Below are 6,468 nucleotides of genomic sequence, written 5' to 3' on the forward strand. Positions count from 1 at the left end.
GTCCGGACGCTAGAGCGGCGGCGAGCCCACGAGTATGTGCTGCGGCCACACCGTTGTCCGGATCGACTGTGGCCGGAGCCCTCGGAGTCTCCGAGCCCTCGGAGCCTCGGGGCTTCAGAGCCCGGGGCGGACCACGGCCACCGGTGCGCGTGCGTGGTGCAGCAGCGCCCGGCCCGTCGAGCCGAGCAGGGCGCTGCCGAGCCGGCCACGGCCGATCGAACCGACGACCACGAGCCGGGCGCCCGCCGACCACGCGACGAGGGCCCGCGCGGGCGGGCCGTCGATCAGCTCGCGCGAGACCCGCACGCCGGGGTACTTGCCCGCCCAGCCCGCCAGCCGTTCGGCCAGGACCTCGCGCTCCTGCTCCGCCAGTTCCGCGAGCTCGGTGCGGGCGTCGGGGTCCTCGAGGTGCTCGAGCCAGGCGTGCACCACCACCAGCGGGGCCGCCCAGGCGTCGGCCTCGGCGAAGGCGAACGCCAGCGCGGTCTCGCTCGCCGGCGACCCGTCCACGCCCACCACCACCGGTCGCGTGCGGTCGGCGCGGACCAGGGCGGTGTCGGACAGGACCGGGCCGCGGACCACCACCAGCGGGCACGAGGCCCGCCGCGCGAGCGCCGTGCCGACCGACCCCACCAGCAGTGCGGCGAACCCGCCCACGCCGCGCGGGCCGACCACCAGCACCCGCGCACCCGCCGCCTCGCGCAGCAGCACCTCCGTCGGGTCGCCCTCGGCCACCACCTGCTCCACGGCGAGCTCCGGGACCACCGCCCGCGCCTGGTGGGCGGCGTTCCACAGCTGGTGGTGGGCGTGCGACCAGAGCAGCGACGACGCCTCGGGCGCCGACGACGGCGGCAGCCGGTAGGCCCGCACCAGCCGCAGCACGCACCGGTTCCGGACCGCCTCGGCGGCCGCCCAGCGCGCCGCCTCGATCGCGTGGTCGGAGCCGTCGATGCCGGCGACGACGGTGCCGGGCAGGCTCACGCCGCGGACCCCGCCTCGGGCCGGACCACGGCCACCGGACAGGCGGCGTGGTGCAGGACGGCCTGGCTCACCGAGCCCAGCAACGGCCCGGTGACCTGGCCCCGCCCCCGCGACCCGACGACGACCAGCGCCGCCCCTGCGGACCGGTCCACGAGCTCGCGGGCGGCGCCGTCGACGACGACCACCCCGCGGATGTCGACCCCCGGGTACTTCCGGGCCCAGCCGGCCAGCCGCCCCTCGAGGGCCTTCTCCTGCTCCGCCTGCACCGCGCTGCGGTCGAGCAGGGGCAGGAGGAACGGATCGAGCACGGCCTCGCTCCATGCGTGCACCGCGACCAGCGGCACCGACCGCCGCGCCGCCTCCTCGAAGGCGACGCCGAGCGCGGCCTCGTTCTCCCCGTCGCCGTCGACCCCGACGACGATCGGCCCGTCCGGCGCCGGCGTGCCGCGCACCACCACGGCCGGGCACGCGGCGTGCATCGCGACGGCGACCGCCACCGACCCGAGCAGCAGCCCGGTGAAGCCGCCACGACCCCGGGTGCCGACCACGACCAGGGCGGCCCGCTCGGACTCGGCGCGCAGCACGACGGGCGCCTCGCCGCCGCGCACCTCGCGTTCGATCTCGCAGCCGGGCGCGACGTGCCGGGCCGCCTCGACCGCGGCCTCGAGGTGCTCCTCGGCGGCGCGGGTCGTGACCTGTCGCTGGTACTCCTGCCCGAGCGCGGGCAGGCCGGTGGGCCGGAACGTCGTCCAGCCGACGGCCGCGACGAGCCGGAGCCGGGTGCCGCGGCGCGCCGCGTCGGCCGCCGCCCACCGGGCGGCGTCGAGCGCCGAGTCTGATCCGTCCACGCCGGCGACCACCGCTCCGCCGAGCTGGTTCGTCATCGTTCCTCCCCCCGGACGCCCCCGGACGGCCGGACGACCCCGGACGTCGGTCCGGTCGTCCTCCGTGGACGTCACCCCGGACCACCGCGGGCGTTCGCGCACACGGTGGCCCGGGACCGGGTGCCGCCGCTGCGGCTCTCCGGCCCGGTGGGAGGGGACGAAGGACCCCGGCGGCGCGGAACGCGCCCGGGGTCCGGCGCGGGATCAGCCGACGGGCGTGCCGCGCCGGGGCCGCCAGCCGCGGCCCGTCTCGTCCGGCACCAGCGGGCGGCCGCAGCCGCAGCGGGAGTGCGCGGACTCCCAGCTCAGCGCCTGGGTGGGGTGGTTGACCCGGACCGTGGCGCCGCAGGCGGGGCACTCACCCACCCAGATCGCCTCGACGAGGCCCGACTCGTACCGCAGGTCGTTCCGGTGCACGACACCCTCCTCGGATAAACCCGGACGATTAGCGCGCAGGCCGGGGCCGCCGCCAGGGTCCTTCGGCCCCTTCGGGGCCCTCAACCGGTCAGGGCGGGGACGCGTCGGGGGGTGCGCTCCCCGGACCGGCCGCCGACGGTGCCGGTGGTGCCGGTGCCGGTGGTGCCGGTGCCGACCGTGCCGCTGTCGGCGACGACCGCGTCGAGCAGAGCGAGGACACGGCCCGGCAGGACGGGCCTGCGGTCCTCCAGACCGGCGACGACCAGCTCGACCCCGACGGTCGCGGCGCGGTGCCGGGCGTGGCGCAGCACGTCCAGGCCCCGGCACTCGAAGGACCGGACGTCGCGCAGGTCCACGACGAGCCGGCCGCCGCGTCCGTTCGCCCCCTCCCGGGCCGACGTGACCAACGAGGAGGAGTCGCGCAACAGGTCGTCGAGCAGCCGCAGCAGCCGCGTCCCGTTGCCCGCGTCGAGGTCGCCGGCGACACGCACCAGGACGGTGGCGGTGCCGGGCACCTCGACGGAGAGCTGGACGGGAAGCGCCGAGGTCATGGGTTCTGCTCCTCTCACGCCCTCCGGGCGCGGGTCAGGTGCTCGGACGTGGTCGAACGGGTTGTCCCGGGGGCTCCTTCTACCGTCCGTCGTACCGCCGCGCCGTCAGTAGCCGCGGAGGTCCCCGCCGGTCGGGACCAAGGTCCCTGTCGGTGAGCGCGAACCCGTACGGCGGTCCGGTCCGTGTCCCGCCGCCCGTTCAGCCCGTGGACGCGCGCCCGGTCCAGCGCGGCTCCACCTCGGCCCACTCCCGCGCCCACTCGGCGGCGCGCAGCCGGGCGACCCCGGCGAACGCCAGCCGCCCGAGCCCCGCGACCGCGAGCCCGCACAGCAGCAGCAGGGTGCCGGCCGACGTGATCGTCACGAACACGACCTCGTCCGGGCCGAGCGGGGCGCGGACGAGCCGGCCGTCGACGGTCACCCACGCGGGCACCTCGTCGCCGGCGCGCTTCGGGGCGGCGACCTCGGTGCGCCCGGTGTGTACGACGCCGTCGGGCCCGGTCCAGCGGACGTCGGCCGGGATCCGGTTGCCGGAGTCCGGGACCACCGGAACCTCCTCCGCGACGCTCACCGTGAGCGGGGTGCGGTCGCGGGCCTCGGCCGCGGCCCGCGCGGCGAGGTTGCCGTGGATGCTCAGCCCGACGACCAGGCCCACGCCCAGCGCCACCAGCGCCAGGGCACAGACCAGCCACGCGACGAGGTCCGCGAGGCGGTCCGAGCGCCGTCGGGGCAGGCGGGCCCGGCGCGGCGGTGAGGCCATCGCGCCAGCCTCGGGAGGACGGTCGGTGCCGGGCAGGGCCGAAGGTCCGCAGGAGTCCCGGCGTCGGTCGGGACCGCGGACCGGGTGGCAGCGAGGACGGGCGGCGGCTCACGGCGGCGGCGACGGCGCTGCTCAGGCCAGCGGCGTCGTCCAGCGGAGCCGGGAGCCGCGCGGCGGGTGCGGGGCCAGCTCGAAGGTGCCGCCGCGGCGCTGCGCCCGCCGCCCGAGATTCGCCAGGCCGCTGCGCCGTAGATCCTTCCCGGGGCCCTTCCCGTCGTCGGTCACCACGAGGGAGAGCCGGTCGTCGCCGTCGCCGTCGCCGGTCTCCGCCACGACATCGACCTCCACCCGCGACGCCCCGGCGTGCTTCGCCACGTTGGCCAGCGCCTCCCGCAGGACGGCGACCAGGTCGTCGGCGAGCGAGGCGTCGTGCGCCGCGGCGACCAGGGTCTCGGCCGGACCGCTGAAGCGCAGCAGCGGCGTGAAGCCGAGCAGCCGCGCCGACTCGGTGACCACGACCAGGATCCGGCTGCGGACGCTCTCGTCGTCCCCGCTGCGCTGCAGCGAGAAGATGCTGGTGCGGATCTGCGCGATGGTGTCGTCGAGATCGCCGATGACCCGGGTCAGCCGCTCGGTCTCGGGGCCGGGGAGCCGGGCGGCCACGCCCTGCAGCGAGAGCCCGGCGGCGAAGAGCCGCTGGATCACGTGGTCGTGCAGGTCGGCGGCGATCCGCTCGCGTTCGTCGAGCACGTGCAGCCGCTCCCGCTCGACGCGGGCCTCCGCGAGCTCCAGCGCGATGGCCGCCTGGTTGGCGAACCCGGCGGTCATCTTCTGGTCCTCCTCGGTGAAGGCCGGCCTGCCGACCCGGCGGGCCAGCAGCAGCACGCCGTCCGTCTGCTCGGCCCCGAGCAGCGGGACGACGAGCACGGGGCCGATCCGCAGCTCGGCGACCGCGACCGCGGGCTCGAGGTCGGGCAGCTCCCGCGGGTCCGCCAACCGCAGCGGCCGGCACGTCTCGAAGACGTGCCCGGACAGCGACCGCGACCGCGGGAGCGTGCCGCCGCGCAGGTGCTCCGCGACGACCTCCTGCCCGGGGCCGCTCTCCGCGATCTCGATCCGCAGCGAGTCCTCGTCGTCGTCGGGCAGCAGCACGACCGCGAGGTCGGCGCGGGTGAGCTCCCGGCTGCGCTCGGCGATGGTGCACAACGGCCCGCCCTGGGAGGGGTCCAGCGTCGCGCGGGTCACGGCGGCGGTCGCGGCGAGCCACTCGCCGCGGCGCCGGGTGGCCTCGTAGAGCCGGGCGTTGTCGATCGCTACCCCCGCCGTGACGGCCAGCGCGCGGAGGAGCTCCTCGTCCTCCGGGCTGAACTCGCCGCGCCCGCTCTCGCCGAGATAGAGGCCGCCGAACTTCTCGTTCCGGATCCGGATCGGCACGCCCAGGAAGCTCCGCACGGGCGGATGCCCGGGAGGCAGGCCCGACGACCGCGGGTCCCCGGCGGCGGTGCGCAACCGGATCGGGCGGCCCTCGTCGAGCACCGCCGCCAGCAGCCCCTTGCCCTCGGGAGACGTCCCGATCTCGCGCACCGTCTCCTCGTCCATGCCGTCCTGGACGAGCTCGGCGATGTGCCCGTCCGGGCCGAGCACCCCGAGGGCGGCGAAGCGGGCGTCGACCAGCTCGCGCGCGGCCTGGCAGACCCGCCGCAGGACCTCGGGCAGCGCGAGGTCGGTGATGACGGCCTGGTTGGCGCGCAACAACCCGCGCAACCGGCCCTGGGTCGCCATGACCTCGCCGGCGCGCTCGACGAGCTGGCGGAGCAGCTGCTCGAGCTCGAGGCGCGGCAGGTCGGGGAAGGTCAGCGCCAGGTCGGAGGGACCGGTCCGGCCACGCCCCGGTGTCCGCGCGGTGGCGTTCCCCGCAGCGGACGGCTCGTCCACGGACATCGTTCCCCCTCCGCGGTCCCCGTCCGGCCCGCGTGGCGCGTCGACGTCCCCGGCCGCGCCACGAACCTGCACGCTACGCAGCGCAGGACCGGGACGCCAGGGGCCCGGCAGGGCGAACGGGCCCGCCACCGGCCGGGTCAGTCCGCAGCGCCGCACGCCCGTTCCCCGGCGGCCGGTGACGCGGGACTTCCGGCCCTGCCGGGGCGGGGTCCCCGGCACGGAGGGTGGGCGGGTGATCGTGCACTCCCCCGCACCCCACCGTCCCGTCCCCTCCGGCCCGGCCGCCGGCCGCACCGCCAGTTCCTGCACGGCCTGTTCCTGCACGGCCTGTTCCTGCACCGCCTGTTCCTGCACCGCCGTCGTCGCGGCGGTCCGCCCGTGACGGCCACCGCGCCGGTGCGGCCCGTCCTCGTCCTCGACGACGGCGGGACCGTGGCCGGGATCGCCGCCCAGCGCTGGGCCGCGGCCGAGGCGAGCCGCCGGGAGCTGCCGCTGCAGCTCGTGGGCACGCAGGCGGACGGCGTCCACGCGGTGCGCCGGCTGCGCGGGGAGTACCCGCGGCTCCCGGAGGAGGTGCTGCGCACCGCCGTCGACGAGGCCCTGGAGCGCGACGCCGAGCTGGTCGCCGTGCGGGCGTGGCGGGCCGGCGGGCGCGGGCTGCGCGACCTCGCCCGGCTGCTGCCCGGCCCGTTCGGCGCGGATCGCGTCCTGGGCGGCCGGGGTGACGGCGCGGGCGACACCGCCGAGGAGGCGCAGCGCGAGCTCGACCAGCTGCTCTCGCCCTGGCGCATCGGCTACCCGGAGCTGCGGCTGCACCCGCTCGTGGTCCTCGGCGACCTGCCGCCGGTCCTCACGATGCTCTCCGTCGACGCCGAGCTGCTCGTCGTGGGCCGGTCCGGCCGGGGTGCCCTGCTGCGGGCCGTCGCCGGGGCAC

General features: G+C 77.6%; 7 protein-coding genes. 1 reads left to right on the plus strand and 6 read right to left on the minus strand.

What is annotated here, in order from left to right; genetic code table 11:
- Nucleotides 1–114: 114 nt before the first annotated feature.
- The 6 genes from LWC33_RS28210 to LWC33_RS28235 form a co-directional block, all read right to left on the minus strand.
- Nucleotides 115–981: a universal stress protein gene (locus LWC33_RS28210; protein ID WP_233307724.1), complete on the minus strand. Its 867-nt coding sequence runs from the start codon at nt 979–981 to the stop codon at nt 115–117.
- Nucleotides 978–1,865: a universal stress protein gene (locus LWC33_RS28215; RefSeq protein WP_233307725.1), complete on the minus strand. Its 888-nt coding sequence runs from the start codon at nt 1,863–1,865 to the stop codon at nt 978–980. The genes LWC33_RS28210 and LWC33_RS28215 overlap by 4 nt, the downstream gene beginning before the upstream one ends.
- A 204-nt stretch (nt 1,866–2,069) precedes the next feature.
- The gene (locus tag LWC33_RS28220) at nt 2,070–2,282 is read right to left on the minus strand and encodes a hypothetical protein (protein WP_233307726.1); all 213 of its coding nucleotides are present in this window, start codon (nt 2,280–2,282) and stop codon (nt 2,070–2,072) included.
- Nucleotides 2,283–2,362: 80 nt separating this feature from the next.
- Nucleotides 2,363–2,833 (minus strand): STAS domain-containing protein, encoded by a 471-nt coding sequence (locus LWC33_RS28225; protein WP_233307727.1) that lies wholly within the window; start codon nt 2,831–2,833, stop codon nt 2,363–2,365.
- A gap of 199 nt (nt 2,834–3,032) precedes the next feature.
- Nucleotides 3,033–3,593, minus strand: a complete 561-nt coding sequence (locus LWC33_RS28230; RefSeq protein ID WP_233307728.1) for an Rv1733c family protein — start codon at nt 3,591–3,593, stop codon at nt 3,033–3,035.
- A 132-nt stretch (nt 3,594–3,725) separates the two neighbouring features.
- Nucleotides 3,726–5,534 carry a sensor histidine kinase gene (locus LWC33_RS28235; RefSeq protein ID WP_233307729.1) on the minus strand — a complete coding sequence of 603 codons (1,809 nt, stop codon included), beginning with the start codon at nt 5,532–5,534 and terminating at the stop codon, nt 3,726–3,728.
- Between the two features lie 378 nt (nt 5,535–5,912).
- On the opposite strand from LWC33_RS28235, the gene LWC33_RS28240 reads away from it, so the two are divergent.
- Nucleotides 5,913–6,468 (plus strand): adenine nucleotide alpha hydrolase family protein (locus tag LWC33_RS28240; RefSeq protein ID WP_233307730.1); only part of this gene is annotated, 556 nt, incomplete at its 3' end.

The sequence above is a fragment of the Pseudonocardia terrae genome (assembly GCF_021343995.1).
GTDB classification, from domain to species: Bacteria; Actinomycetota; Actinomycetes; order Mycobacteriales; family Pseudonocardiaceae; genus Pseudonocardia; species Pseudonocardia terrae.

Excerpts from the sequence above, each read along its gene's own strand:
- LWC33_RS28215 (WP_233307725.1), bottom strand. The coding sequence starts at position 1,865 with ATGACGAACCAGCTCGGCGGAGCGGTGGTCGCCGGCGTGGACGGATCA.
- LWC33_RS28225 (WP_233307727.1), bottom strand. The coding sequence starts at position 2,833 with ATGACCTCGGCGCTTCCCGTCCAGCTCTCCGTCGAGGTGCCCGGCACC.
- LWC33_RS28230 (WP_233307728.1), bottom strand. The coding sequence starts at position 3,593 with ATGGCCTCACCGCCGCGCCGGGCCCGCCTGCCCCGACGGCGCTCGGAC.
- LWC33_RS28235 (WP_233307729.1), bottom strand. The coding sequence starts at position 5,534 with ATGTCCGTGGACGAGCCGTCCGCTGCGGGGAACGCCACCGCGCGGACA.